Below are 24082 nucleotides of genomic sequence, written 5' to 3' on the forward strand. Positions count from 1 at the left end.
GCTGAGCGGTGCGGTCGGCCCGTCTCAGGGAGCACTCCGGCAGAACTCGGATGCGACAGCGGCGTCCTCCAGGCGCTGCTCGCCCCAGTCGCCGTTGCGGTTCATGGTCATGACCTGCCGGCCGTCCGCCGAGGCGAGGGTGCGGGTCGCGGAGCCGGGGATCATGCCGCCGTGCCCCCAGGCCCAGCAGCCCTCCGCCAGCTTGAAGTGCCGTAGGCCCAGGCCGTAGACGTCCTGCGGGCCGCCGTGGCCCTTGTCCCCGTCGACGGGGACGGCGTCGAGGAGTTGCCGCTGCTGTGCGGGCGGCAGCAGGTCACCGGCCAGCAGCCTGGACAGGAAGGTGTTCACATCGCCCACGGTCGAGATCATCTGCCCTGCGGAGAAGGCGACCGTGGGACTGAACTCGGTGACGTCGCGCACCTTCGCCTGCGGCCCGTCCTCGAAGAGCGTCGAGTAGTGCCGCGCGTGGGGTGAGGGCAGCCCGGGCGAGGTGCCCGGCACGCTCGTGCCGCGCAGACCGAGCGGTCGTATGACGAGGCGCTCGACGGCGTGCGCGTAACTGCAGCCCGTGGCCTTCTCTATGACCATGCCGGCGAGGACGTAGTTGGTGTCCGAGTAGTCCCACTTGCCGGGCCGGCCGGGCTTGCTGCCCTGCTCCGGCTGGAAGTTCGGCGGATGGGCGAGCGCGATGTCCACCAGCTCCCGGGGGGACCACCTGGTGTACCGGTTGCGGTCGAACTCGTCGCCCGCGTACCCGGCCCGGAAGCCGGCGTCCATGTTGTAGTCGAAGATCCCGCTCGTGTGGTTGAGCAGGTGCCGCACGGTGATGTGCCCGGGCCGGTACCCGTTGCCGCGCACCACTCCCGGCAGCCACTTGGCCACGCTGTCGTCCAGCGACAGCCTTCCCTGGGCTTCCAGCTTGAGCAGCACCGTGGCGGTGAAGGTCTTGGTCACGCTGGCGATGCGGAACCTCTCGTGGGTGCTCCGCGGCCGCTCCGAGCCGAGCTTTCGGACACCGGCCCGGCCGTCCCACACTCCGTGCCGGTCGCGGACCTGGGCGATGACGCCCGGGGTGCCCTGCGCGACGATCTCGTTCAGCACGGCCTGGGTCGTGGCATGGGCTGCCTGGCCCTCCGGCTGTAATCGGGGCGGCGGGCTGTGGGACGGACCGGCCCCCGCGGAGGTGGCGACGGCGAGCATGGCCGTGCCGACGAGGGCGGCGAGGACGGAGAGGACGGCGGGGAGGCGACGGGCTGACTGCTGCTGCCGGTGGTGGGTCATGGGAACAGCTCATCAAGCGCCGTATCCGCACACCATCGGGAACATCCCGGAAACGGATCAGGGTCCGGACGCGGAACGCTCCGGGACCTGCCCCAGGGCTCCGGCGGCAGGTTCATCAGCCGGTTCAGCCGGTTCAGCCGGCTTCTCCTCCGGCAGCCGCCGCATCAACGCCCCGTACCCCAGCCCGGCCACCGTACCGACCACCGCGCACAGCGCCCACAGCCACTCCGCCCCGAACCGGTCGATCACGTAGCCGGACATCAGCGGGGCGACGAGCGCGGCGACGGACCAGGACATGGTGTACATCCCCTGGTAGCGCCCGCGTCCGTGGAGCGGGGACAGCCGGACGACGAGACCCGTCTGCGTCGGCGCGTTGACGATCTCGGCCAGCGTCCACACGCACACCGTGAGGGCGATGACGCCGACCGACCCGGCGAAGGCGGTGAGTCCGAAGCCGTACCCCGCGAGGAGCGAGGAGATGACGAGCAGCCGGCGGGGGTCGCGGTGCTCGATGAACCGCGTGACCGGGATCTGGAGTACGACGATCAGGACGCCGTTCACGGCGATCGCCATGCCGTACTCGGCCGGCGTGAACCCGGCCTCGCCCATCGCCACCGGCAGCCCGATCGACCCCTGCTGGAAGATCAGCGCGACGAGGAAGGACAGTCCGACGACGCTCATGAAGCGCCCGTCGCGCAGTAAGGTCCCGAGGCTGACGGAGCTGTCGGGGGCGGCGGCCGACTTCTCGGAGGCGACGGCCGACTTCTCGGACGTGGCGGCCGTCCTCACCGTCTCGGCGGGCTTGGACTCCGGCAGCCGCAGGAAGACGAGGATCGCGCAGACCATCGTCATCCCCGCCTCGATCAGGAACCCGGCGCGATAGCTGACCTCGGCGATGAACCCGGCGGCCATGGAGGACACGGCGAAGCCGAGGTTGATGGCCCAGTAGTTGAGGGAGAAGGCGCGGATACGGTCCTCCGGCCGCACGATGTCCGCCATCATCGCCTGCACGGCGGGCCGGGACGCGTTGCTGGCCATGCCGACGAGGAACGCGACGCCGGCGATCGCGACCGGGTGGTGCACGAACCCGAGGAACGCGACGGACACGGCGGTCGAGGCCTGCGCGATCAGCAGCGTCGGCCGCCGCCCCAGCCGGTCGGTCATCACGCCGCCGCCCAGCGAGGAGATCACCCCGCCGAGCCCGTGCAGGGCGGCGACCAGACCGGCGTACGTGGCGGAGTAGCCGCGGTCGAGCGTCAGGTACAGCGCCATGAAGGTGGCGACGAAGGCGCCGAGCCGGTTGACGAGGGTGCTGGTCCACAGCCACCAGAACTCGCGGGGCAGTCCGGAGACGGTCTCCCGGACGGCACGTCTGGCACGCAGGGCGTACGGCATGGACGACATGGGCTCCCCCGAGCGCAAGGGTGTAAGGGCGTGAGGACGACGCAGCGGTGTAAGTGGCACAGCCAGCACGCACAAGTTACAAAGCGCGGTTGACAGAGGCCACTCAATTAACAGAACCCGTCAAACGTCCGCCTGCCGGGCAGCCACGCGAACGGGCGAATGCGTGGATTACGCTCTGGGGCATGGCCGACGCACCGTACAAGCTGATCCTCCTCCGCCACGGCGAGAGCGAGTGGAACGAGAAGAACCTGTTCACCGGCTGGGTGGACGTCAACCTGACGGCGAAGGGCGAGAAGGAGGCGACGCGCGGCGGCGAGCTGCTGAAGGACGCCGGCCTGCTCCCCGACGTCGTGCACACGTCCCTCCAGAAGCGCGCCATCCGCACCGCGCAGCTCGCCCTGGAGTCCGCCGACCGCCTCTGGATCCCGGTCCACCGCAGCTGGCGCCTGAACGAGCGCCACTACGGCGCCCTCCAGGGCAAGGACAAGGCCCAGACTCTCGCCGAGTTCGGTGAGGAGCAGTTCATGCTGTGGCGCCGCTCCTACGACACCCCGCCGCCGGCGCTGGACCGCGACGCCGAGTACTCCCAGTTCTCCGACCCGCGCTACGCGACCCTCCCGCCGGAGCTGCGCCCGCAGACGGAGTGCCTCAAGGACGTCGTCGTCCGCATGCTCCCGTACTGGTTCGACGCGATCGTCCCCGACCTGCTCACCGGCCGCACGGTCCTGGTCGCCGCCCACGGCAACAGCCTGCGCGCCCTGGTCAAGCACCTGGACGGCATCTCCGACGCGGACATCGCGGGCCTCAACATCCCGACGGGCATCCCGCTGTCCTACGAACTCGACGCCGACTTCAAGCCGGTGAACCCGGGCGGGACGTACCTGGACCCTGAGGCGGCTGCGGCGGCTATCGAGGCGGTCAAGAACCAGGGGAAGAAGAAGTAAGACGTACTGCTCAAGCCCCCTGCCTGCGGTTTTCTCGCGAGCAGGGGGCGTGGAGCGGGTGCCGCAGGTTCGAATCCTGCTGGGGGCACCAGCGGACAGGCCGCCTACGGATCTTGTAGGCGGCCTCCGTCATCCCCCTGCCCTCATGGCAGGTGCAGCGCACGCCCCCCATGAGCCCTCTCGGACGAGGCGGAAGGCCCGCGCCGAGCCCGCCGGTACTCAGCATGGAGCCGGTCGCCGGTCGGACATCTGCCGACGGCCTCGCCGTTGTCATCAACCGGTCGACAGTCCGGGCATCCGGGGAAGTGCAGAAGCATGCGCAGGTACGCGGCTCACTCGGGGGCGTTCGGGCACTGGTGGTCGTCGTTCTCGTAATGGTCGCACAGGGCGCGGACGGATCGGGCAAGACGTTGCGATTGGGCGATCCGGGCGGACAGACTGCGGCCGGGCTGGGCACTCAGCCGCAGCCGGGCTTCCCCGACGCAGAAGCGCGCACAGGCCCGCGCCACGCTGTCCTCGGGCAGCGCCTGCCCGACCGTCTCGACCTCGGGAACGGCCAGCATGAGGTGCCCGTGCAGTTGGAGCGTGAGCGTCTCCAGCACGTCCGGAGAGAGCACTTCGGCGTCGTTGGCGAGCGTGCGGTCCGCACAGGCACGCATCGTCTCGAGGTCCAGCGGCACAACCTTGCTCGCGGGCGCGGTCATGACTCGTCCTCTTCGCCCGCACAGCCGCCGGCCACCACGAACGCCTGCACGTCGGCTACCGCGCACAGTCGGCCCGGCCGGAGCATGGGGACAGCCCAGTACGACGCTTGCGTCTGCTCGTCGAACTCCGTGCGGTCGCCTCGCGGCACACCGAGGAGGGTGCCTTCCCCCAAGCACTCGGCGACCGGCTCGCGCCACGTCCGTGCGGTGCCGGGCGGGACGAGAACGTAGTAGCGGCGGAACCCTGGGTCATGGATGACCGGCGCACCGCCGAGACACCGAGTCAGCCGATCGCTCACGGTGTACCGCTCAGCGCTGGCGACTGCCCGATGCACAACCCGCTCGGGCAGACGAACCGCCTCGAAGACCTTCCCCAACGGCACCACGGCCAGCCTCGCGGCGCCGCTCCACTCTCTGTGCGCGGTGTCGGGTGACGGATGGGCGGATGCCAGCCACCGCTCAACAGCCCCCCATTCCGGCGCATTCGCCGGGGATGGGCAAGAAGCCCCCGGAAACTTAATCTCTCTCATGTCGACGCTCCTCAGCAGCGTTGGCCACGCCCCGGGACCGGTCGCACGGTCGCCGGGGTCCTTGCAGGAAGACCCTTGCGCCAAGCACCACTTACTCCCATCCCAAGCCCTATAGGGCCGCCCTATATTGGGGTTATGGGGGACTTCCGCACGGACCTCTGGTCCCATCCCGCACTCGCCACAGCGGTCACCGACGAAGACTGGGGCCAGGTCTTCCGCACCTACCGCAAGCTCACTGGCCTGAGCCAGACCAAGCTGGGTGAACTCGTCGGCCTGGTCCAGCCCGACGTCTCCGACATCGAACGCGGCCGACGGCGAGTGACCTCGCTCGAAGTACGGCAGCGCATCGCCACCGGGCTCGGTATCCCACCGTCCCTTCACACCCCGGGGGCACAAGCGAAGACGGCACCGGTCCCCGCACTCGCGCTTACCGGTCCGGGCCCCGACGAAGACCTCCTGGCCCGCCTGACGAGCGTCGTCGACACAACGCACCGCGTGGATGCACCCACCCTGGACTGGCTGGACCGCCTGCTCGCCGAACACCGCCGCGCCGAGGACGTGATCGGCTCCCGCCCCCTCGTCGACGTCATGCGCAACCAGCTCCACACCGTCGTCGACCTCTACGCGGGCGCCCGAGGCCCCCTCGCCGACCGCGTGGTCCGCCTCGCCTCCGAACACGCCCAGTTCCTCGCCTGGATGGCCCAGGACCAAGGCCGGACGGCAGCCGCACTGGCCTGGTACGACCGCAGCCACGAATGGGCCCTGGAAGCCGGCGACCCCAACATGGCCGCCACCACCCTCAGCATGAAGGCCCACATGGCCTGGTCCGGCGGACGCGGCACCCGATGCGTACGCCTCGCCGAAGCCGCCCGCTGGTCCGCTCCAGGCACCTCCCTCGGCGTCCAGGGCATGGCCGCCCAAATGGCCGCCCGAGGCCACGCCCTCAACGGCGACGCCGACGACGCCCAACGCCTCCTGGACGAAGCACAGACCCTCATCAACCGGGCCGCCGAACACCCGGAGGACGAACCACCGTGGATGTACTTCTACGGCGAAACCTGGTTCACCCTCCAACGCGGCATGGCCGCACTGCACCTACGCAACTGGCAGACAGCCATCGACCATCTCACCACCGGACTGGACGCCCTGCCCGAGGAGTACCGCCGTGACAAAACCTGGTACCAGGCCTGCCTAGCTCACGCCCTCGCCTGCGCCGGTGAAGCAGCTCAGGCCCACTCGGTAGCCGCAACAACCGTCCCCGACGCCGCAGCCATCGGCCGCCCCCACTCCTGGAACGAACTCCACACCACAGCAGCCGTACTCCTACGCCACGGGGCCAGGGAAGGACACCAACTAGTGGCTGCACTTCGAGAACACGACTGAACAGGCTCCCACTGCAGCCCCATCCATTCGCGTTTCCACCCAGGGGTGTCGGTGCGGCAAGATGGGGCGTTTCTCATCAGTGCCCAGGAACACCAACCGCCAGGTCAAAGCGACCCCAACCGCGCCCTCTCCATGAGATCAATTACGTAGTGGACCAGTTCGACAGGCGCGGTAGTGGCAGCGAAGATCCTGCGATCAACGCCCCTCTCTGGATCGAACCGCCCTGTGTAGATCAGCACGGGCACGTCGATCTTGTACTGTTCCAGCAGCCGCAGCATCTTGATCCCTGCTTGCCGATCGCCGTCCCGGTCGATGTCGCTCACGATGATGTCGTACGGCCTGCGGCGAAACAGAGGTGTGGCCTCCTCAGTCGACTGGGTCACATCGATATGCATGCCGGCGGTGCGGAAGAGCTCGACCAGCGGGGCATTGCCCTCGGGGCGGTCATCAACCCACAGCACTCTGCCGCCTCGCAGAACGTCGGCGGCATGCTCAAGCCTGCCCAACGCCGTACGCCTGGCAGTCGCAGTGACAGTCGTCGTGCTCTCATCCTGTGCACGATCGAGCAACTCGCCAGCGAGCTCGACTTCAACTCCCAGTGCGCGTACGGCAGTCAACCGAGGCACCATGCGTTGAACGATCGTCCCTCGCAGAGTGAAGTACACCGTCGCGGCGAAGGCTACCCAAAGTACTGCGGGGACCGTTCCGATGAGCTTGATCCATAAGGCGTCGGACATCTCAACATCATCAGAGACAAGGACGCTCTGTGCGACCACTTCCCGGAACATCATTAACTGACATCTAGTAGGGGTAAGCCGCGATGGACGAACGGCCCCGTGGCAGCCGTCAACATCAACACTGACGTGCCAGACACGTGCCAGATACAACGGGGAATCACGGAGAACACCTGGGTATCGAACGACGGCCACCCAGGCACCACGAGCACTCCGCCGCAGGTCAGCACCGCAGCGAGCCCTAGATCACCTGAGCTTCCTGAGTGCGCGATTCTCAGCTCCCGCGACACGGCCCTTGCGCTTGCAAGCGCCTCATACATCGTTCCCCAAGCGCCACTGGGCCAGTGCGTCTCAGCCTCCTCCGGGGTAACCGCCGCGCGCGCAGGCGAGACGACTCCGTGGATCCCAGCCACCTGCCTGCGGTCACGCGATCAATCGTGATAACTGCCCTACGCCTTAACGTAATTATTGGTAGCTTCCCGCGCATGGCACCCGATTCCGGCATCGAACTCAGACGACTGCTCATGCAGATGAGCGGCTTCCCCATCGGCGACAGGGACTACGTCTCCTACTTCGTCAACGACACCGGGGAGCGAATGATCTTTGTGCAGAAGTGGGGCCAAGAGTCGGCCACGCTGCTTCACTCCGACCTGGATTGGGAGCCCAAGCCGGTACTGAGGCCCACGACGACGATGGCCGACGCCGCGACTCCGGAGCAGAAGCAGACGCTGCTCAAGGTAAGCATCGACGGTGGGCTGCTAAGCACTCCCCTGTGCGGGGACGTCATCCTTGGCAGGGGCGAGGCAAAGTGGCTGGATGCCTGCTACGAGGCCAGTGAGCCTCTACGGGATCCCAGCTAACCGCTGGGCCGTCTCTGGGCCGTCCGAGGCCGCTCGACAGTGGCCAATGACGACCACCGTCGACCACCAGGCGCACAGGCCAACGGCTTCTGAACAGGAAAAACCCAGCTCACCAAGATCCCCGACAACACCCGGGGGAAGAAGAAGTAACTCCCGTCCGTATGCCGACCAGTCCCCTGCCCGCGGGTTCTTCGCTGGTGGGGGACTTCTCGGTGGGTGGGGCCAACCCAGGGATCGTAGAGGGGCCTCAGGCGTTCGATATTCAGTGTCGGAACCCTCCCCGCCCCTCCACCATCCCCGCATGGCCTCGAACGAGCACGTCAGTGAACCAGCAGTGGCTCGGTGGACGCGGGCGAGCGTCTATCCCGACATGTGGGTGGATCCCGATGACGACCCGCGCGAGACCGGGGTGGAGATCGTCGATGAACGTGGGGCGTTGCTCGATGCCCTGCGGCACTATCGCCTCACCCTGGAGATGAAGTGCGCGGGGCTGGACGCGGAGCAGATGGCTCGGCGGTCCGCGCCGCCGTCCACGATGTCGTTGCTCGGGCTGGTGCGGCATCTGACCGAGGAGGAGCGGCACTTCCGGCGGGTGATGGCCGGGGACGACGCCCCGAAGCCGTACCGGACCGAGCAGGACCGGGACGGTGACTTCAACGGGGCCGTCGCGGACGCGGCGGTCGTGGAGGAGGCGTGGCGGCAGTGGCGGACCGAGGTGGAACGCAACGAGCGGTATCTGGCCGGTGTCAGCGACCTCGCCACACGGAACGCCGGGTACTCCGATCTCGGGCCCGAGCCCGGTGGGCAGCTCCAGCTGCGTGACGTGCTGGTGGCGCAGATCGGGGAGTACGCGCGCCACTGCGGTCACGCCGACCTGCTGCGCGAGCTGATCGACGGACGGGTCGGGCAGTGATCGCCGGAGCACGGCGGCGGGGGCGCCGAAGTCCGGTTGGCATAGAGGGTGTTGACGTCTCGTGTGGGCCGTCGGTCCAGCGAGGACGCGCCCACGCCCTCTGATAGGTTCCCACCTGCAACGTGCGGCGGAACGGGGGAACGTTCGCGCCTTCTCCCGGCATGCCCGCACCCGACCTCGCAGGTTCAAGGGGGAAGATCCAAATGACCAAGCGTCTCCTGATTCCCGTGGTCATCGCCACATGCGCGATGCTCGGCACCAGCACCGCAACGGCTGCGGCAGGCACCGTCGCGGCCGGGAAGGCCTCGGCCGCCACGGCTGCGGCCGGCTGCACGGCGGACTTTCCGATGGGGCACGCCATCACCAATGTGAAGATCCGCAACAAGCCGAAGACGAGCGCCACCGCCCTGCGCCTCTGGTACAAGAACACCAACGGCTGCATGTCCAGTGGAACCGTCAAGGGCAGCGTCTACAGCTCGTGCGGTGGAGACAGCTCGCCGCACTGGCGCAAGGTGAAGTACCGCGGCACCACCGGGTACGTGCCCATGGACTGCATCTACTCGGGCGCTGCGTAGAAGCGTCCACGTCCTTACCTCCGACGTAATCGACGGGGCTTCGGCGTCCCCGGCAGGCTGGCTCCCATGACAGCCACCAGCACCGCGGACGCCACCCGCGCCACCGTCCAGAAGTTCCTCGAACTCCGGCTCGCCGGCGACACCGAAGGGCTCACCGGGCTCTTCGCGGACAAGGTCGACTGGATGCTGGCCGAGAACCCCGGCGTTCCCTGGATCCGGCCTCGGTCCACGGCCGCCGAATGTGCCGCTCAGGCAGACGAGTTGGCCCAGTACACCGTGCCGGAGGACGCCCGCGCGTCCATCGACACGATCCTCGTCGACGGCACCGACGCCGTACTGACGGGGCATCTCTCCGGGACCGTCCGTGCGACCGGCAAGTCCTTCTCGGGGCCCTTCGCGCTGCGGCTCACCGTCGAGGGCGGGCGGATCACCCGGCACCACCTCTACGAGAACAGCGCCTCGATCGCCGCTGCGTGCACCCCCGACGCCTAGTTCGCGCTGTCGCCCCTGCTCAGCGCCTGGGCGCACATGCCGGTGATCAGGGAGTTCGCCAGCGCCCCGAGCACGACGGCGGCGACAAGCATCGAGCCGTGGTCCGGGAGTACGAGCAGGACCACCGGCACCTGGTACGTCTCGGCGCTGGCGACGGGCGAGGACGGCGACACGACGTTCGTGCCCCAGGCCGCCGCGTTCGAGGTCACCCGCTGACGTCACCGCTGACGAGCCGCCAGTACTGTCGCTTCTCCTCGTCCCGTACGACCACGCCCAGCCGCAGCAGCTCGCGGCGCAGCTCACGGGCGTCCTCGGCGTGGTCGTCGCTCTTGCGAGCCTGGGCGCGGGCCCTGAGCAGGGCGTCCGCACCCTCGGGGAGACCGGGGGTGCCGGGGACCCAGCGGCGGAACTCGGCGCGGTACGGGTCCTCCTCCGCCCAGCGGTAGTCGTGCTCGGCGAGGGCACCGGCCAGGCGGGGCCAGGGCAGGCCGCAGTGCTCCCGGGCCAGTTCCATACCGTCCGGGGCCAGCACCACGAGTTGCTTGCCGTCCCTGCACAGCACCGCGATCTCCTCGCGGGTGAACTCCTGCGTGCTGTCCCTGATGGTCAGGGCCAGGTGCGTGTCGCAGACGCGGACCGACAGCGACTCGTGCACGGCGGTGAGGCCCAGGAGCAGGCCGCCGAGTGCGCCCACCGCGACCGTGCCGAGGGTGAGGGCGGGTTCCGGGATCGAGGTCAGCAGTTCGGCCGGGCCCTCCAGCGGTGCCCACGGCAGCTTCAGCAGCAAGCGGGCGAGGAGCGGGAGCACCGCGCCGATGCCGGCGCCGCAGGCCACGCAGAAGAGTGTGATCACCCAGGCCGACTCGGCCAGTTCCGTGTCCTTGCCCGTCGGCGGCACCTGCTTCTTCCCCATCTGAACGTTCCTCGCGTCCTCCATGAGGAGAGTCTCGGCGGGCAGGGCCTGGGCTGTCGTCAGTCGTTGGTCTACGCGTCCGCGACTTTGGTCGCCGGCCACGGCCCCTCCCGCCTCACGACCACGCAACGCCTCACGAACCCGCACCGCCTCACGAACGCCACCGCCTCAGGGGTGCATCCGCGCCCCCTTCACCACCTTGTCCACCGCGTTCTTCGGGCCGTACACCACGAGCCCGACCAGATCCAGATCCGCCGTCGGCACCGACCGTACGGCCGCGCGGTTGTCGCGGTCGTTGCCCGTGGCGAAGAGGTCCGAGGTGAAGATCGCGCGGGGCAGGGAGCGGGACAGGGCGCGGGCGTGGGCCGTGGTCAGGGTTTCCTTCGTGGCCTCGAAGACCAGGACCGGCTGGCGGAACATCGGCAGGTAGGGCACGCCGTCCGCGTCCTCGTACGGTTCGCCGATCACCTCGGGGAGCTGCGTTCCCAGGCCGCTGACCAGGAACGACGTCACGTTGAGGCGCTGCCAGGGCTCCAGGTCGGAGCGCAGCAGCACGGCGATCTTCGTGTCGAAGCGGATCGGCTCCGGAGCCGGTTCGGTGTGCGTGTTCATGATGCGAGCGTGCCCGGCGGCCCTCGCCGGGGTCTTGTACGTTCTTTGCATGGCCTCACAGCCCGTCGGCAGCACGAACCGACCGGACCGGCCGAACCAGCCGGACCGGCAGCGGATCATCTCCGCCTGGCGGCCCGCCGTCCCGGGCGTCGTCGAAGTCTTCCACGCTCGTTTCACCGATTACGCGTATCCGATGCACGTCCACGACGCCTGGACGCTGCTGATCGTCGATACCGGCGCCGTACGGTACGACCTCGACCGGCAAGAGCACGGCACCCCGCACGACACCGTGTCGCTGCTGCCGCCGCACGTGCCGCACAACGGCTCCCCCGTCACCCCTGAGGGCTTCCGCAAGCGGGTGCTGTACCTCGACGGGACTTATCTCGGGGACGAGCTCATCGGGACCGCCGTCGACCGGCCGGGCCTGCGCGATCCGCTGCTGCGACGGCGCGTGGGGCAGTTGCACGGCGCGCTGGTGCGGCCCGGTGAGGAGCTGGAGGCCGAGAGCAGGCTGATGTTCGTCGGCGAGCGGTTGCGCGGGCATCTGCGGGCCGACGTCGACCGGACGTCCTCTCGTCCCGTCGACCCCGTCGTCGCGCGCAGACTGCGGGAGTTGCTGGACGAGCGGGTCGTGGAGGGTGTCGGGCTCCAGGAGGCGGCAGGGCTCGTTGGCGCTCATCCCGCCCATCTCGTACGGGCGTTCAGCGCCGCCTACGGCATCGCCCCGCACCAGTACCTGACGTCCCTGCGCGTGGGACGCGCCCGGCGGCTGCTCCTTGAAGGGCGCTCGCCGGGAGAGGTGGCGGCCGAGACCGGGTTCTACGACCAGTCCCACCTCACCCGGCACTTCCGCAGGCTGGTGGGCGTGCCGCCGGGGCGTTACCGAAGGGGGCGGCCTGGTGCCCCGCGCCCATAGTTGATCGTTGGATGTGGTGTGGGATCGCCGTCACCGCCGACACCCGTCACATCCATGCGGACCGGCGCCCGCATGTGCTGGTGAGCACCGGGCGCCGGTCCCTCCCCTCGCGGGTTGCCCTGTCGCCAGCCGCTGAGACCGGCGCTCCGGTTCCTTGGGACCGAGAGCAGTCTTCGGCCGCGGCCAGTGGGCGCTTGATGAAGTCGGCCGGGGCTGGAGCGCGGCGATCTTCCCGGGTTCTCCGCATCGCACGCCACACCCTGTCGGCGTCGAGCGCGCTGGATCAGCGGTTCCTGCGGCTTCGCCTGCCGGCGAGTGCGGCGGCTGTTCCGCCCGCGGTGACCAGCACCGCCCCGACTGCCAGGAGGTACGGCGTCATGGGGCTGCCACCGGTCTCCGCCAGATCGGTCTTCGGGGAAGGCGCGACCGACTGCGCGAGGGGTGCCGACCGGCCGGACGGTGCCGGGCTCTCGGAGGCCGGCTGAGGAGACCGGCAGGTGGCCTGCGCCAGGGTCACGGTGCCTTCCACCTTCTCAACGCCCAGCCGCAAGGGATCCACGGACACCTGCAGGCGGAGTGACGTGGCGGCGGCGGTGGCACTGGTCGTCTCCCTCTGGGACAGGGAAAGCCGGACCGTGCCGACGCCTGGGACCTCGACGGTGGCGGTGCCGCCGGCTGCCAGCGGCACCCGCTTGCCGAGAGCAGTGACGGGACCCAGCACCTGGGACTCGGCGACCGGTTTCTGTCCGGAGGCACAAGTTGCCGTGGCGGTGACCTGTTCGACCTCCACCAGGGACAGTGCAGGCAGGCCAGGCACATGGACTCGCGCCCGTTCGAGACGGGACGTCGCTTCGGCTCGGCCGTCGGCGACATCGGCTTTTGCCCTGACGGCGTCGGCCTGGAGCAGCCGGACCGGGCGGTCGCGGTTGACCTGGTCGAGGGTGACGTCGAGGGTCTTCTTCTCCGCGGTCCCCGGAGCTCGAACCTCATTGAGCGTGGCCCGCAGAGGCGTCGTTCCGTCCGCCCCGGCCCGGGAGACGTCCAGCGCTGCGCGGAAAGCCACTGCCGTGGCGCTGCCCCGGGAAGTGCCGGTCGCGGGAACCGCAGTGGCTTCGGCGGCGAGTGCTGAGCCTGCCAGGAGAAGGCCCGTGGCTGACACGGCAGCGAGGCGACGGGCGTATGCAGTCCGAGGCGAATTTCTGGTCAACGCGGTGTCCTTGCGTACGGAGAGGTGAGGGCCGCCCGGAACCAGCCGGTGACCGGCAGGCTGGGCAAGGCTCTATCTTGCTCGGGCGAAAGCTGCCAGTTGGGTGCAATACGGATGCTTCACTACAAGGAAGACGTTTGCGGGCAAGAGTTCTAATCTTGGCTTTCCTGGCTACCACGGCGTGAACGCCAGGTGCGTCTGCACGTTCTGCTGGTCGCACAGTCCGCGACCGCGCGTCATCGGTGGGGCAGACCAACCATGCGAGTACGCGTGGCGTCGTGTTCCCCGGCACCACGCGGGTGAGCATGTGTGGACCCACCCCACTTCCCGCACCGAGGCGATATGATGTCCGACCGCGCCGGCCAGGTCCGTCCCGACAGCGTTGCCCGAAGGCGGATCGTGCGGCGCCGACCGCCGCAGCAGTCGCTGTTCAGCGGTATCTACGGACTGGTGATGGCCAGCGCACTGGTGGCCGCCCTGGACGCGACGGGCGGGAGGGCCGAGCCCGGCCCGGACGCGCTGTGGGTCCTGCTCACCGCGCTGGCGTCAGGCGCCGCCCATGGGTACGCGCACGTCATCGCCCAGCGCGCGTCCGGCGACGGAGCTGCCACCACGAGCAGACTGCGGTCGGTGCTCGCCGAGTGGCCACTGGTCGCCGCCGTGCTGCCCACGGTGGGGGTCCTGCTCGTCGCGGTAGCCGGGTGGTGGGCGGAGGCCACAGCTGTGGACGCGGCCCTGCTGTTCAACACCGTCGCCTTGTTCGGCTGCGGCGCCTGGGCCGCCCGCACCGCCGGGCACGGATGGCCGTCCTCGTGCCGGGCAGGGGGCCTGGACATGCTGATCGGCCTAGCGATCATTGTCGCGAACTCCCTGCTCAAGTAGCCAGGCCGTCGGGTGCTATGCCAGCGAGAGGGGCTGCGGTTCCCGATGGAAACCGCCTAGCGGCCGGGGCGTTGCGTGAGGTGCGCGAACGCGTCCAGGTTGCGTGTCGACTCCCCGCGGGACACCCGCCACTCGTACTCCTTGCGGATCGCCGAGGCGAAGCCGAGCTCCAGGAGGGTGTTGAAGCTGCCGTCCGCGGCCTGAAGGACCTGGCCGAGCAGGCGGTCGATCTCGTCGGCGGTGACGGCGGACAGGGAGAGGCGGCCGGTGACGTAGACGTCGCCGTGCTGGTCGACGGCGTAACTCACGCCGTAGAGCTTGAGGTTGCGTTCCAGGAGCCAGCGGTGGACGCCCTGCTCGTTCTCGTCGGGGTGGCGGATGACGAAGGCGTTGAGCGAGAGGGAGTGGCGGCCGACGATCAGGGAGACCGTCGTCTTGAGCTTGCGGGTGCCGGGGAGCTGCGCGACGTAGGTGCCGGGCTCGGGGCTCTCCCACTCCAGGTCGGCGTCCTTCAGCACTCCCTCGATGACCTGTGCCGCACGCTGTTCCAGATCGGTTTCACCCATGCTGCGAGCGTACGCGACGGCGGTGGGCCTGCATCGCGGCCGTGTAGACGTCCGCCGTGCCGGCGGCCGCGGTGTCCCAGCCGAAGGACTGGGCGTGGCGGGCGGCCTGCCCGCCCAGCCGGGGCGACAGCCGCGGGTCGTCGGCGAAATCGCGCAGCACGCGCGCGTAGTCGGCGGGATTGTGGCCGCGTACGAGGAAGCCGGTGTGGCCGTCGCGCACGGCGACCGGCAGGCCGCCGACCGCTGCCGCCAGCACCGGGGTGCCCGCCGCCTGCGCCTCTACGGCGACCAGGCCGAACGACTCGCTGTAGGAGGGCATGACCAGGACGGAAGCGGCGCGGAACCAGTCCGCCAGCTGGTCCTGGCCGACCGGCGGGTGGAACCGTACGACGTCCGCGATGCCGAGGCGTGCGGCCAGCTTCTGCAGGCCCTCGGGCTTGGCGAGGCCGCTGCCGCTGGGGCCGCCGACGACGGGGACGAGGACGCGCGAGCGCAGCTCCGGGCGCTCGTCGAGGAGGACGGCGACGGCACGCAGCAGCACGTCGGGGGCCTTCAGGGGCTGGATGCGGCCCGCGAAGAGCGGGATCAGCGCGTCCTGGGGCAGGCCGAGACGGGCCCGGGCGGCGGCGCGGCCGTCGGCGGGCGAGAAGCGGCTGAGGTTCACGCCCGGGTGGACGACGGCGACCTTGTCGGTGTCGGCCGCGTAGTGCCGTACCAGCTCGTCGGCCTCTTCGGTGGTGTTGGCGATGAGCCGGTCGGCGGCGGCGACGATCTGGGTCTCGCCGATGACGCGGGCGGCCGGTTCGGGGGTGTCGCCGTCGGCCAGGTTGGCGTTCTTGACCTTGGCCATGGTGTGCATGGCGTGCACCAGGGGGGCGCCCCAGCGCTGGGCGGCGAGCCAGCCGACGTGGCCGGAGAGCCAGTAGTGGGAGTGGACCAGGTCGTAGTAGTCGGGGCGGTGGCCGGCCCAGGCCTGCATCACGCCGTGGGTGAAAGCGCACAGCTGGGCGGGGAGGTCCTCCTTGTTGAGGCCCTCGTAAGGGCCGGCGTCGACGTGCCGGACGAGGACGCCGGGGGCCAGCTCGACGGTCGGCGGGAGGGCGGCCGAGGTCGCGCGCGTGAAGATCTCGACCTCGATGTTGATCGCGGCCAGGCGCTGCGCCAGCTCCACGATGTAGACGTTCATGCCGCCGGCGTCGCCGGTGCCCGGCTGGTGGAGCGGGGAGGTGTGCACGGAGAGCATGGCCACCCGGCGGGGCCTGCGGTGCAGCCGGAGGCGCGAGGGTGCGGACGCGGAGCGCCGCCCGAGCCTGCCGATGTACTGGCTCACGTGGCGTTCCTCCTCGCTCCGGGCATGCCTTTGCAGGGCGCACGTGCCCTCCAGGGGCTGCAACATCGGAGGGGCGGGCTCCATTTCCTGATTCGCGAGTTTTACCGAATCATTACCGAGTCCCGCTCAACCGTTCGAAGGCGATGGATTCCCGCATTCCCTGACCCCTGGGGGGAGTGACAGGCAGGTGAACCTGATCGGAAATCGCAGGTCACTCGCGCTGTCTCCGCCGTGAAAAGGCCGTGGAAAGGCTGACGAGCCCGGTACCGCGGACAACCTGGCGCCTGCCCCGTCGGTCACAGCGTGCGAAAGGATCCACAACTGCCTCACGGAGGTTACGCAATGCCCTCTCGCCTGGTCAGCCGCCGGCTGTTACGCGCCTCATCGGTTCTGACGCCGGTTCTCGGCATGGTTCTGGCCGTTCCGATCGCCCTGGCCGGTCCGGCCGGTGCCGCGGAGCCGACGGCCACCGCCGCGGTGAACGAGTACGGCTGGCAGCTCACCTACACGGCCGCCCCCGGGCAGGCCAACAAGGTGGCCATCACGCAGTCGTTCACCGGCGACCGCTCCCGGTTCACCTACGTGATCGACGACGTCGTCCCGATCGACGCCGGGAACGGCTGCGGCCACCCCGACAGCGCGGACCACACCAAGATCTCCTGCACGGTCGAGGCCCCTGAGAGCCAGTCCCCGCTCAGCTCCATGGAGATGGACCTCGCCGACGGCGACGACACCGTCTCCTTCGACAACGCCACCGACCAGGTCTACTACTTCAACGCGGTCGAGCTGGGCGACGGCAACGACAAGTGGACCGGCGCCACCGACCGGCGAGTCGACGGAAGTACCGTCCGGGGCGGCGCGGGCGACGACATCATCAGGGCGGGCGCGCTGGCGTTCGCCGGGGGCGGTGCCGGCGACGACACCCTCCACGCCGGCATCGACGGCGAGATCGTGGACGGCGGCGCGGGCGACGACGTCCTCCACGGCGGCGCGGGCGCCCAGATCCTGCGAGCCGACGACGGGGCCGACACGGTGTACGGCGGGGCCGGCGACGACGAGCTGTACGGCGGCAGGGGCAACGACATCCTGCACGGAAACAGCGGCGCCGACCGGATATGGGGGAACAGCGGCGACGACGAGCTGTACGGCGGGCCCGGAGCGGACACGCTCTCCGGCGGGCCCGGCACCGACATCGTCCGGCAGGACTGACGGTCTCCCCGTCCGGGGAGACCGTCCGGGGAACCGCGCGCTCACCCGGGCGGTTCCCCGGGACAAGGATCGTCGGCATGTGACCAGGGCCGATGAGTTTCCGCTCCCCACGGCGTCCCATGAAGTGACGGCTGTGAGCGAGAAAAGAGATGGGGTGCGCGTACCAGAACTTCGCCCGGGACTGGCCGGCGATGACCGACCATCCCCTCGCCGGGATCATGAACGGCCTGCCGAAGTACGTCGCCTCCCACAGCCTGACCACGGCCGGCTGGGACCCGACCACGATCCTGTCCGGCGACGTCCCCGCCCAGGTGGCGGAGCTGAAGCGGCCCGGCCGGGAGCGCCAGATCCACGGCAGCGCCCGGCTCGCCCAGTCCCTGCTGGCCGCCGGCCTGATCGACACGCCGCGGCTCGTGATCGCCCCGGTCGTGGTCGGCCAGGGCCGCCGCCTCTTCCCGGACGGCGGCGCACCGGCCGGGCTGCGGCTGGCCGACCACCGGACGACGCCGGGCGGTCTGTCGGTGCATGTGTTCGAGTCGGCGGGGGTTCCGGAGTTCGGGACGTACGGGGGCGGGGGCGGGCCCGGGGCCGGGTCCTGAGGAGCCGTTCAACCCTGGGTGCCGTTCAACAGCTGAGGGCCGTTCAACCCTGGGGGCCGTTCACCCCTGAGGGCCGCTTAACCTCGTACGCATGACATCCCGCGCGGCGCCCCGCCCCCAGGGAACGGTGACGCGCGGGACGACCAACCCCAACCGCCTGCGCCGTATGGACCGCTGGATCGCGGCCACGCACGGCGCCGAACTGCGCCGTGCCGCCGACCCCGTGGCGGTCGACCTCGGGTACGGCGCCGCCCCCTGGACGGCCGTCGAGCTGCTGCACCGCCTCCGTGGGGTCGCGCCACGCGCGCGCGTGGTGGGCGTGGAGATCGAGCCGGCCCGGGTCGCGGCGGCACTGCCCTACGAGCGGACGGGGCTCGTCTTCCGGCACGGCGGCTTCGAGATCCCGATCCCGCAGCGGCCCCTGCTGGTCCGGGCGGCGAACGTGCTGCGGCAGTACGAGGAGGGCGAGGTCGCGGCCGTCTGGCACCGGCTGTGCGGGCGGCTCGCGCCGGCCGATCCCGCGACCGGGGCGCGCGGCGGGCTGCTGGTCGAGGGGACCTGCGACGAGATCGGACGCCGGCACGTGTGGGTCGCGCTCGGCCCGGAGGGACCACGCACGGTCACCTTCGCGACCCGGCTCGGCTCCCTGGAACGCCCCTCTGACCTGGCCGAACGCCTGCCGAAGGCGCTCATCCACCGCAACGTCCCGGGCGAGCCGGTGCACGCCTTCCTACGCGACTTCGACCGCGCCTGGGCGGCCGCCGCGCCCTACGCGTCCTACGGCGCCCGCCAGCGCTGGATCCGGGCGGTGCGGCACCTGACCGCCGACTGGCCGGTGGCGGACGGGCCGGTGCGGTGGCGGCAGGGCGAAGTGACGGTGCGGTGGGAGGCGTTGGCGCCGCGGGGCTGAATGCCTCTAGCCGACCCGGACCGGCCCGACTCGGCCCGACCCGGCCCGGCCCGACCCGGCCCGGCCCGACCGGGCCCGCCGGGAACGATCACTTTGAGTCGTTCGTCACACAGGCGGGGAGATCTCATGCCGGGGGCATACCGGGGAAGGGGCCGCGGGAAGTACTCCCCCTGTCGCTTCGCGCGCCGACGTGGCAGCATCCCCGGGCGAGCCGGACGTTACTGACGGTTAATCAGTTTGGGGGCTGAAGTATGGGAACGGGCAAGCGTGGCCTGATCGCGACGGCGGTGACCGTGGTCTGCGCGGTCACCGTGCTGGCGGCACCGGGCACGGCGTTCGCGAGCCCCAGCCCCACCCCCAGCGCGGGCCCGACACTCGCGCCCGGCAAGGACCTGGAGGCCGTACGCGAGAAGCTCGACAAGCTCTACCGCGCCGCGGCCCGCGCCACCGACGAGTACAACGCCGCCGAGGAGAAGGCGGACAAGCAGTCCGCCGAGATCGTCAAGCTGGCCAAGAAGATCGTCAAGGGCCAGGAGAAGCTGGAGAGGCTGAAGGACCGCGCGGGCGCCTCGGCCGCCGCCCAGTACCGCGGCGGCGGACTGCCGCCCGAGGCCCATCTGATGCTGAGCGACGACCCGCAGGAGTTCCTCGACGGGGCGGGCCGGGTGCGCCAGGGCCAGCACGCGGCCAAGGGCCTGATCGGCGAACTGACCCGCACCCAGGAGGACTTGAAGCAGTACGCGCAGGACGCCTCCGCCCAGTGGAAGAAACTGGAGGCGGGCCGCAAGGCCAAGGCCGCCGCGCAGAAGGAGATCGAGAAGCAGATCGCGCTGGCGGAGAAGCTCGAGTCCGAGCTCCAGAAGGAGGAGCAGGAGCGCCTCGCCGAGCTGGAGAAGGAGGCGGCCCACAAGGCGCAGACCGCCTGGCTCGACTCCGGCGTCCTCGACGAGATCAGCACAAAGGCCTCCGAGCAGGGCAAGAAGGCCGTCGCGTACGCCACGGCGCAGATCGGCAAGCCGTACCAGTGGGGCGCCGAGGGCCCGAGGACCTACGACTGCTCCGGCCTGACCTCACAGGCCTGGATATCCGCCGGACAGGGCATTCCGCGCACGTCGCAGGAGCAGTGGAAGCAGTTGCGGCACATCGACATCCAGGACATGCGGCCCGGCGACCTCATCATCTACTTCGACGACGCCAGCCATGTCGCGATGTACGTCGGCGACGGGGCGATCGTGCACGCGCCGCGGCCCGGGCGGACGGTGACCATCGCGGGAGCGGGGACGATGCCCATCCTCGGGGTGGTACGGCCGGACGCCGACGCCGGCACCGACTGAGCGGAACCGGCACCGACCGGCCGGTCATCGGCACAGCACCGGACGCCGGATATCGGACAACAGGTCGCAGTCTCCCTGCCGGTGACCTGGCGCACGTGACCCAGCCCACCCCGCCCCCGCCGCCAAACCGCGCGCCGACGTGACGTTCGTCATCCCCACAGCATCCCGGCGGTGTCCAACTGCGGGGCATATCGCGGCATATGACACTGGCCGATGGCGCAGCGGCGTGGCTCACACCATTCCAATGCGGCGCCGACACCCGCTATGGTCCCGGTCGGTGGGTCGAGGTCCCTCGCCCCCGCCATGCCCTCGGGGGGAGGGAAGGAACCCAAGACGATGCCCGTACCCATACCGCGGCAGAGAGCGATCCCGGCCGTGGAGAGTGGTCAGGCGCAGGCCGAGTCCCCGTGCGACGGCCCCGCCGAGCAGTCCGTCACGGGCGCCTCGGCAACGGCCCCGCGCACGCCGAACACCACCGGGAAGACCACGGACCAGGCCGGGAACACCAGGGACAAGGTGGAGAACAACACCGCCCACAGCAACCTGACCCTGCTGCTGATCGAGGACGACCCGGCCGGTTCGCCGATCGTGCCCGACATGCTCGACCAGGCAGGCAAGCCGATCCGCGTCCGCACGGCCCGCAACCTGACCGAGGCCGGGCGGCTGCTGACCGACGACGTCCACTGCATCCTGCTGGACCTCGCGCTGCCGGCTCCGGGCCGCAGCGACGCCGATGACGAGCTCGCCGTGCTCAAGCACGTGCTGGAGCTCGCGCCCCGGCATGCCGTCCTGGCGCTGACCGCCTCGGGCGACGCCGAGCGCGGCGCCGAGGCGGTGCGCGTGGGCGCCCAGGACTATCTCTTCCGCGACGAGCTGGACGGCCGGCTGCTGAGCCGGGCGATCCGCTACGCGGTGGAGCGCAAGCGCTCCGAGTCGGCCGAGCGCCGGCTCGCCGAGGGCAAGCTGCGGGCCCAGGAGAACCGCCGTCTGGAGCGCGGTCTGCTGCCGACCCCGCTGCTGGACGGCTCCCCGCTCCGGTTCGCCGCCCGCTACCGCCCGGGCCGCTCGCGCGCCCTGCTCGGCGGCGACTTCTACGACGTCGTGCGCACGCCGGACGGCACCGTGCACGCCATGATCGGTGACGTCTGCGGCCACGGCCCGGACGAGGCCGCCCTGGGCGTGGAGCTGCGGATCGCGTGGCGCGCGCTGACGCTGGCGGGCCTGTGCGGGGACCAGCTGCTGGGCACGCTCCAGCAGGTGCTGGAGCACGAGCGGGCCGACGACGAGATCTTCGCGACCCTGTGCACGGTGGACATCGCGCCGGACGGCCGCCGCGCCGGCCTGTGCCTGGCGGGCCACCCCTCGCCGCTGCTGGCCCGCCCGGGCAAACCGGCCCGCCTGCTGCCGTACGACAACAACGGGCCGGCCCTCGGGCTGCTGCCGGGTGCCCGCTGGCCTCGTATGCAGGTGGAGCTGGGCGCCGAGTGGAGCCTGATGCTCTACACCGACGGCCTGATCGAGGGCCATGTCGGCGAGGGCCGGGAGCGGCTCGGCCAGGACGGCATGACTCAGATGGTGCGCCGCCAGATCGCCGAGGGACTGCGGGGCGAGCAGCTGCTGAGGGCGGCGGTGAACGAGGTGCGCGACCTCAACGGTGGCGAGCTGACGGACGACGTGGCGGTACTGCTGCTGGACCGGGTGCCGTAGCCCCCGGCTCCAGTGCTGTCAGGGGGGCCTACCGGCCGCCGTTCCAGGGGCCGTACGGACCGTCGCTGCTGGAGCCGCGCCGGCTGCGGCCGCCGCCGGGGAGCGCCCGGATGGCGGGACGGACGTCGACCATGTACACGATCGTCGCGATGAGCCCGATGATCGGCAGGAACGACAGGATCGGGAAGAGCAGGTTCACCACGAAGGCGAGCCCGAGGATGATCAGCCAGAACGGCTTGGTCTTCTTGTCGGCCGCGCGGTAGGCGTCCTCCCGCCGCACGGCAGCGTCGAGCAACGCGAAGCCGCTGAAAATGATCAGGGCCATGCTCAGAAGCCACATGAACCCTGCGAAGCCCTGCATCAGCACTACGTCCACCACCTGACTCGGCTCGTCCCTACGCGGTCACCGTACCCGTACAACGGGCCGGACACCCCCAGGGTGCCCGGCCCGTGTGGTCGCTCTGTGCCGCTGTGTGCCCTGAAGCCGTCCTACTTGGCCGGCGGGGTGGTCTTCTTGGCGGTGGTGGCCTTGCGCGCCGGGGCCTTCTTGGCGGGGGCCTTCTTCGCCGGGGCGGTCGTGGCACCGGCGGGCTTCGGCTCCTCCTTGACCTCGACCGGCTCGGCCTTCGGCTCGACGGCCACGGCCAGCTCCTCCACGCCCTCGGCGACGTCCTCGATGCCCTCGGCGGCCTCGCCGCGCCAGGTCCGCACGGCCTGCTCGCCGTGCTCGGCGACCTTCTCGTAGGTCTCCCGGGCCTTGACGGCGTACTCGGCGGCCACGCCGACGCTGCGCAGCGCGATGTCCTGGGCGGTCTCGCCGATCTTCTTCAGGTCCGCGTCGATCGTGCTGCCGAGCTTCTTGATGTCGACGTCGATGGAGCCGATGAACTCCGTGACCTTGTTCTGGAGGGTCTCCTGCGTCTCCTTGACGCGGGTGGTGGCCTCCTTGGCCCGGGCGGAGGCCTTCTCCTGGACGGCCTTGGTGTCGGTGTTGCGTACGGCCTCGATCCGCGCGGGGGCCTCGGAGCGCAGCTGCTCCACCAGGGCCGGCACCTTCTTGGCCTGCTGAAGGGCGAGGTCGGCGGTGCCTGCGGCGAAGTAGAGCGGGGTCGGGTCGCTGAGGGTCTTGCGCAGGTCGTCGGTGATGGCCATGGTGATGGTCCTCCCGGATTCTGTTTCGCTTGAGGGTTCGGCTGAGGGTGGTGTGATCCGCAGCGGTACGGCCGGTGCCCTGGTCCGGCTCAGCCGGCCGTCTGCTGCGGGTCGGTGTCACTGCCGCCGGTGTCCTTGCGGGCCCGGCGGGCGGCTGACGTACCGCCGGTGCCCTTACGGGCACGACGGGCGGGCGACGGTGACGTAGCGCTGTCGTCCTTGTCGTCCTTGCGCGTACGGCGGGTGGCCGACGGTGACGCGGACGCGGCGACGTCGCTGTCGCGGGTGCGGCGCTCGGCGGGCCTGCCGCCGTCGGCCGTGCGGGTTCGTCGTATCCCGGTGCCGCCGTCCGGAGCGTCCCCGTCCCTGTCCGCCTCGCCTTCGGCGACCACGAGGTCGACGACCGCGGAGCCATCGCCGGTCCCGAACCCGTTCTCCTTGCGGAAGGACTCGTAGATCTGCAACAGCACCTGCTTCTGCCGCTCGTTCAGCGTCGGGTCCGCGAGGATGACGGCACGCGTCTCGACCTCGTCCCGGTCCCGCTCCGCGTCGAGGATGCCGGCCCGGACGTACAGCGTCTCGGCGGAGATCCGCAGGGCCTTGGCGACCTGCTGCAACACCTCCGCGCTCGGCTTGCGCAGCCCGCGCTCGATCTGGCTCAGGTACGGATTGGACACCCCGGCGGCGTCGGCGAGCTGCCGCAGCGACAGCTGCGCGTTGCGCCGCTGTTCGCGCAGGTAGTCACCGAGATTGCCGACGTTGAGCGATGCCATGGCTCCACAGTGCCGCACCGCGCTAACTATTGCAAGCACCCGCTTGCAAAAGTGCGCCACACCACGCCCCCGGGGCGCTGAGACTGAGCACGGTTGACCTGTCTCTGCGAAGTTGAGGCAGTCCCGGTCTTCGTGGGGCATCCGCCCGCACG

At 70.3% G+C, this 24082-nt stretch carries 27 protein-coding genes; 13 read left to right on the top strand and 14 right to left on the bottom strand.

Going from position 1 to position 24082, the window contains the following annotated elements; all coding sequences use genetic code 11:
• Positions 1-24 precede the first annotated feature (24 nt).
• Both PV963_RS20970 and PV963_RS20975 read right to left on the bottom strand, forming a co-directional pair.
• Positions 25-1281, bottom strand: a complete 1257-nt coding sequence (locus tag PV963_RS20970; RefSeq protein ID WP_274817289.1) for a serine hydrolase domain-containing protein — start codon at positions 1279-1281, stop codon at positions 25-27.
• Between the two features lie 57 nt (positions 1282-1338).
• Positions 1339-2676, bottom strand: a complete 1338-nt coding sequence (locus PV963_RS20975) for an MDR family MFS transporter (RefSeq protein ID WP_425541028.1) — start codon at positions 2674-2676, stop codon at positions 1339-1341.
• 191 nt (positions 2677-2867) lie between these two features.
• On the opposite strand from PV963_RS20975, the gene PV963_RS20980 reads away from it, so the two are divergent.
• Positions 2868-3629, top strand: a complete 762-nt coding sequence (locus PV963_RS20980) for a phosphoglyceromutase (protein WP_274817291.1) — start codon at positions 2868-2870, stop codon at positions 3627-3629.
• Between the two features lie 332 nt (positions 3630-3961).
• Here the strand turns inward: PV963_RS20980 and PV963_RS20985 are convergent, their stop codons facing one another.
• Both PV963_RS20985 and PV963_RS20990 read right to left on the bottom strand, forming a co-directional pair.
• Positions 3962-4333, bottom strand: a complete 372-nt coding sequence (locus tag PV963_RS20985) for a DUF6415 family natural product biosynthesis protein (protein ID WP_274817292.1) — start codon at positions 4331-4333, stop codon at positions 3962-3964.
• Positions 4330-4863, bottom strand: coding sequence for a hypothetical protein (locus tag PV963_RS20990; RefSeq protein WP_274817293.1), 534 nt, complete (start codon positions 4861-4863; stop codon positions 4330-4332). The genes PV963_RS20985 and PV963_RS20990 overlap by 4 nt, the downstream gene beginning before the upstream one ends.
• 135 nt (positions 4864-4998) lie before the next feature.
• Here PV963_RS20990 and PV963_RS20995 point away from each other — a divergent pair, with 135 nt between their 5' ends.
• Positions 4999-6246 carry a helix-turn-helix domain-containing protein gene (locus PV963_RS20995; protein WP_274817294.1) on the top strand — a complete coding sequence of 416 codons (1248 nt, stop codon included), beginning with the start codon at positions 4999-5001 and terminating at the stop codon, positions 6244-6246.
• Positions 6247-6350: 104 nt separating this feature from the next.
• On the opposite strand, the gene PV963_RS21000 is transcribed toward PV963_RS20995, so the two are convergent.
• Entirely contained in the window at positions 6351-7022 is a 672-nt protein-coding gene (locus tag PV963_RS21000) for a response regulator (protein WP_274817295.1), read from the bottom strand.
• A gap of 443 nt (positions 7023-7465) precedes the next feature.
• Between PV963_RS21000 and PV963_RS21005 the strand changes: the two genes are divergently transcribed.
• The 4 genes from PV963_RS21005 (at position 7466) to PV963_RS21020 (ending at position 9820) form a co-directional block, all read left to right on the top strand.
• A complete protein-coding gene (locus PV963_RS21005; RefSeq protein WP_274817296.1) occupies positions 7466-7840 on the top strand; it encodes a hypothetical protein in 375 nt (124 codons plus the stop codon).
• Between the two features lie 301 nt (positions 7841-8141).
• Complete coding sequence (locus tag PV963_RS21010) at positions 8142-8753, top strand: DinB family protein (protein WP_274817297.1); 612 nt, start codon at positions 8142-8144, stop codon at positions 8751-8753.
• A 203-nt stretch (positions 8754-8956) separates the two neighbouring features.
• Positions 8957-9328, top strand: a complete 372-nt coding sequence (locus PV963_RS21015) for a hypothetical protein (RefSeq protein WP_274817298.1) — start codon at positions 8957-8959, stop codon at positions 9326-9328.
• A gap of 66 nt (positions 9329-9394) precedes the next feature.
• Positions 9395-9820 carry a nuclear transport factor 2 family protein gene (locus tag PV963_RS21020; protein ID WP_274817299.1) on the top strand — a complete coding sequence of 142 codons (426 nt, stop codon included), beginning with the start codon at positions 9395-9397 and terminating at the stop codon, positions 9818-9820.
• Here the strand turns inward: PV963_RS21020 and PV963_RS21025 are convergent.
• The 3 genes from PV963_RS21025 to PV963_RS21035 form a co-directional block, all read right to left on the bottom strand.
• Positions 9817-10029 carry a hypothetical protein gene (locus PV963_RS21025; protein ID WP_274817300.1) on the bottom strand — a complete coding sequence of 71 codons (213 nt, stop codon included), beginning with the start codon at positions 10027-10029 and terminating at the stop codon, positions 9817-9819. The genes PV963_RS21020 and PV963_RS21025 overlap by 4 nt on opposite strands.
• Positions 10026-10733, bottom strand: coding sequence for a YqeB family protein (locus PV963_RS21030; RefSeq protein ID WP_274817301.1), 708 nt, complete (start codon positions 10731-10733; stop codon positions 10026-10028). Before PV963_RS21030 ends, PV963_RS21025 begins: the two co-directional genes overlap by 4 nt.
• A gap of 168 nt (positions 10734-10901) precedes the next feature.
• Complete coding sequence (locus PV963_RS21035; protein ID WP_274817302.1) at positions 10902-11345, bottom strand: DUF2000 domain-containing protein; 444 nt, start codon at positions 11343-11345, stop codon at positions 10902-10904.
• Positions 11346-11394: 49 nt separating this feature from the next.
• Between PV963_RS21035 and PV963_RS21040 the strand changes: the two genes are divergently transcribed.
• Positions 11395-12261 carry a helix-turn-helix domain-containing protein gene (locus tag PV963_RS21040; RefSeq protein WP_274817303.1) on the top strand — a complete coding sequence of 289 codons (867 nt, stop codon included), beginning with the start codon at positions 11395-11397 and terminating at the stop codon, positions 12259-12261.
• A 283-nt stretch (positions 12262-12544) separates the two neighbouring features.
• Here PV963_RS21040 and PV963_RS21045 read toward each other — a convergent pair whose 3' ends face one another.
• Positions 12545-13420, bottom strand: coding sequence for an SCO1860 family LAETG-anchored protein (locus PV963_RS21045; RefSeq protein WP_342456391.1), 876 nt, complete (start codon positions 13418-13420; stop codon positions 12545-12547).
• 393 nt (positions 13421-13813) lie between these two features.
• Between PV963_RS21045 and PV963_RS21050 the strand changes: the two genes are divergently transcribed.
• Positions 13814-14350: a hypothetical protein gene (locus tag PV963_RS21050; protein ID WP_274817305.1), complete on the top strand. Its 537-nt coding sequence runs from the start codon at positions 13814-13816 to the stop codon at positions 14348-14350.
• Between the two features lie 56 nt (positions 14351-14406).
• On the opposite strand, the gene PV963_RS21055 is transcribed toward PV963_RS21050, so the two are convergent.
• The gene (locus tag PV963_RS21055; RefSeq protein ID WP_274817307.1) at positions 14407-14916 is read right to left on the bottom strand and encodes a YbjN domain-containing protein; all 510 of its coding nucleotides are present in this window, start codon (positions 14914-14916) and stop codon (positions 14407-14409) included.
• A complete protein-coding gene (gene mshA, locus PV963_RS21060) occupies positions 14909-16246 on the bottom strand; it encodes a D-inositol-3-phosphate glycosyltransferase (RefSeq protein WP_274817308.1) in 1338 nt (445 codons plus the stop codon). The genes PV963_RS21055 and mshA overlap by 8 nt, the downstream gene beginning before the upstream one ends.
• Positions 16247-16654: 408 nt before the next feature.
• Here mshA and PV963_RS21065 point away from each other — a divergent pair, with 408 nt between their 5' ends.
• The 5 genes from PV963_RS21065 to PV963_RS21085 all read left to right on the top strand — a co-directional run bounded on the left by PV963_RS21065 (position 16655) and on the right by PV963_RS21085 (position 22005).
• Positions 16655-17455 carry a calcium-binding protein gene (locus PV963_RS21065; RefSeq protein WP_274817309.1) on the top strand — a complete coding sequence of 267 codons (801 nt, stop codon included), beginning with the start codon at positions 16655-16657 and terminating at the stop codon, positions 17453-17455.
• Positions 17456-17604: 149 nt separating this feature from the next.
• Positions 17605-18054, top strand: a complete 450-nt coding sequence (locus tag PV963_RS21070) for a dihydrofolate reductase family protein (RefSeq protein ID WP_274817310.1) — start codon at positions 17605-17607, stop codon at positions 18052-18054.
• A 91-nt stretch (positions 18055-18145) separates the two neighbouring features.
• Positions 18146-18964 carry a class I SAM-dependent methyltransferase gene (locus PV963_RS21075; protein WP_274817311.1) on the top strand — a complete coding sequence of 273 codons (819 nt, stop codon included), beginning with the start codon at positions 18146-18148 and terminating at the stop codon, positions 18962-18964.
• Positions 18965-19215: 251 nt separating this feature from the next.
• Entirely contained in the window at positions 19216-20298 is a 1083-nt protein-coding gene (locus PV963_RS21080) for a C40 family peptidase (protein WP_274817312.1), read from the top strand.
• 336 nt (positions 20299-20634) lie between these two features.
• Complete coding sequence (locus tag PV963_RS21085; RefSeq protein ID WP_274817313.1) at positions 20635-22005, top strand: PP2C family protein-serine/threonine phosphatase; 1371 nt, start codon at positions 20635-20637, stop codon at positions 22003-22005.
• 28 nt (positions 22006-22033) lie between these two features.
• Here the strand turns inward: PV963_RS21085 and PV963_RS21090 are convergent, their stop codons facing one another.
• The 3 genes from PV963_RS21090 to PV963_RS21100 all read right to left on the bottom strand — a co-directional run bounded on the left by PV963_RS21090 (position 22034) and on the right by PV963_RS21100 (position 23930).
• Complete coding sequence (locus PV963_RS21090; protein ID WP_274822082.1) at positions 22034-22366, bottom strand: DUF2516 family protein; 333 nt, start codon at positions 22364-22366, stop codon at positions 22034-22036.
• A gap of 128 nt (positions 22367-22494) precedes the next feature.
• A complete protein-coding gene (locus PV963_RS21095) occupies positions 22495-23157 on the bottom strand; it encodes a hypothetical protein (protein ID WP_274817314.1) in 663 nt (220 codons plus the stop codon).
• Between the two features lie 89 nt (positions 23158-23246).
• Positions 23247-23930: a helix-turn-helix domain-containing protein gene (locus tag PV963_RS21100; protein WP_274817316.1), complete on the bottom strand. Its 684-nt coding sequence runs from the start codon at positions 23928-23930 to the stop codon at positions 23247-23249.
• Positions 23931-24082: the final 152 nt, after the last annotated feature.

It is taken from the genome of Streptomyces coeruleorubidus (assembly GCF_028885415.1).
In the GTDB taxonomy this organism is placed as follows: Bacteria; Actinomycetota; Actinomycetes; order Streptomycetales; family Streptomycetaceae; genus Streptomyces; species Streptomyces coeruleorubidus_A.

What these genes read in the sequence shown, in the direction of transcription:
- PV963_RS20970 (WP_274817289.1), bottom strand. Translation starts at nt 1,281, where the DNA reads ATGACCCACCACCGGCAGCAGCAGTCAGCCCGTCGCCTCCCCGCCGTC.
- PV963_RS20975 (WP_425541028.1), bottom strand. Translation starts at nt 2,676, where the DNA reads ATGCCGTACGCCCTGCGTGCCAGACGTGCCGTCCGGGAGACCGTCTCC.
- PV963_RS20980 (WP_274817291.1), top strand. Translation starts at nt 2,868, where the DNA reads ATGGCCGACGCACCGTACAAGCTGATCCTCCTCCGCCACGGCGAGAGC.
- PV963_RS20985 (WP_274817292.1), bottom strand. Translation starts at nt 4,333, where the DNA reads ATGACCGCGCCCGCGAGCAAGGTTGTGCCGCTGGACCTCGAGACGATG.
- PV963_RS20990 (WP_274817293.1), bottom strand. Translation starts at nt 4,863, where the DNA reads ATGAGAGAGATTAAGTTTCCGGGGGCTTCTTGCCCATCCCCGGCGAAT.
- PV963_RS20995 (WP_274817294.1), top strand. Translation starts at nt 4,999, where the DNA reads ATGGGGGACTTCCGCACGGACCTCTGGTCCCATCCCGCACTCGCCACA.
- PV963_RS21005 (WP_274817296.1), top strand. Translation starts at nt 7,466, where the DNA reads ATGGCACCCGATTCCGGCATCGAACTCAGACGACTGCTCATGCAGATG.
- PV963_RS21010 (WP_274817297.1), top strand. Translation starts at nt 8,142, where the DNA reads ATGGCCTCGAACGAGCACGTCAGTGAACCAGCAGTGGCTCGGTGGACG.
- PV963_RS21015 (WP_274817298.1), top strand. Translation starts at nt 8,957, where the DNA reads ATGACCAAGCGTCTCCTGATTCCCGTGGTCATCGCCACATGCGCGATG.
- PV963_RS21020 (WP_274817299.1), top strand. Translation starts at nt 9,395, where the DNA reads ATGACAGCCACCAGCACCGCGGACGCCACCCGCGCCACCGTCCAGAAG.
- PV963_RS21030 (WP_274817301.1), bottom strand. Translation starts at nt 10,733, where the DNA reads ATGGGGAAGAAGCAGGTGCCGCCGACGGGCAAGGACACGGAACTGGCC.
- PV963_RS21035 (WP_274817302.1), bottom strand. Translation starts at nt 11,345, where the DNA reads ATGAACACGCACACCGAACCGGCTCCGGAGCCGATCCGCTTCGACACG.
- PV963_RS21040 (WP_274817303.1), top strand. Translation starts at nt 11,395, where the DNA reads ATGGCCTCACAGCCCGTCGGCAGCACGAACCGACCGGACCGGCCGAAC.
- PV963_RS21050 (WP_274817305.1), top strand. Translation starts at nt 13,814, where the DNA reads ATGTCCGACCGCGCCGGCCAGGTCCGTCCCGACAGCGTTGCCCGAAGG.
- PV963_RS21055 (WP_274817307.1), bottom strand. Translation starts at nt 14,916, where the DNA reads ATGGGTGAAACCGATCTGGAACAGCGTGCGGCACAGGTCATCGAGGGA.
- PV963_RS21065 (WP_274817309.1), top strand. Translation starts at nt 16,655, where the DNA reads ATGGTTCTGGCCGTTCCGATCGCCCTGGCCGGTCCGGCCGGTGCCGCG.
- PV963_RS21070 (WP_274817310.1), top strand. Translation starts at nt 17,605, where the DNA reads ATGGGGTGCGCGTACCAGAACTTCGCCCGGGACTGGCCGGCGATGACC.
- PV963_RS21075 (WP_274817311.1), top strand. Translation starts at nt 18,146, where the DNA reads ATGACATCCCGCGCGGCGCCCCGCCCCCAGGGAACGGTGACGCGCGGG.
- PV963_RS21080 (WP_274817312.1), top strand. Translation starts at nt 19,216, where the DNA reads ATGGGAACGGGCAAGCGTGGCCTGATCGCGACGGCGGTGACCGTGGTC.
- PV963_RS21085 (WP_274817313.1), top strand. Translation starts at nt 20,635, where the DNA reads ATGCCCGTACCCATACCGCGGCAGAGAGCGATCCCGGCCGTGGAGAGT.
- PV963_RS21090 (WP_274822082.1), bottom strand. Translation starts at nt 22,366, where the DNA reads ATGCAGGGCTTCGCAGGGTTCATGTGGCTTCTGAGCATGGCCCTGATC.
- PV963_RS21095 (WP_274817314.1), bottom strand. Translation starts at nt 23,157, where the DNA reads ATGGCCATCACCGACGACCTGCGCAAGACCCTCAGCGACCCGACCCCG.
- PV963_RS21100 (WP_274817316.1), bottom strand. Translation starts at nt 23,930, where the DNA reads ATGGCATCGCTCAACGTCGGCAATCTCGGTGACTACCTGCGCGAACAG.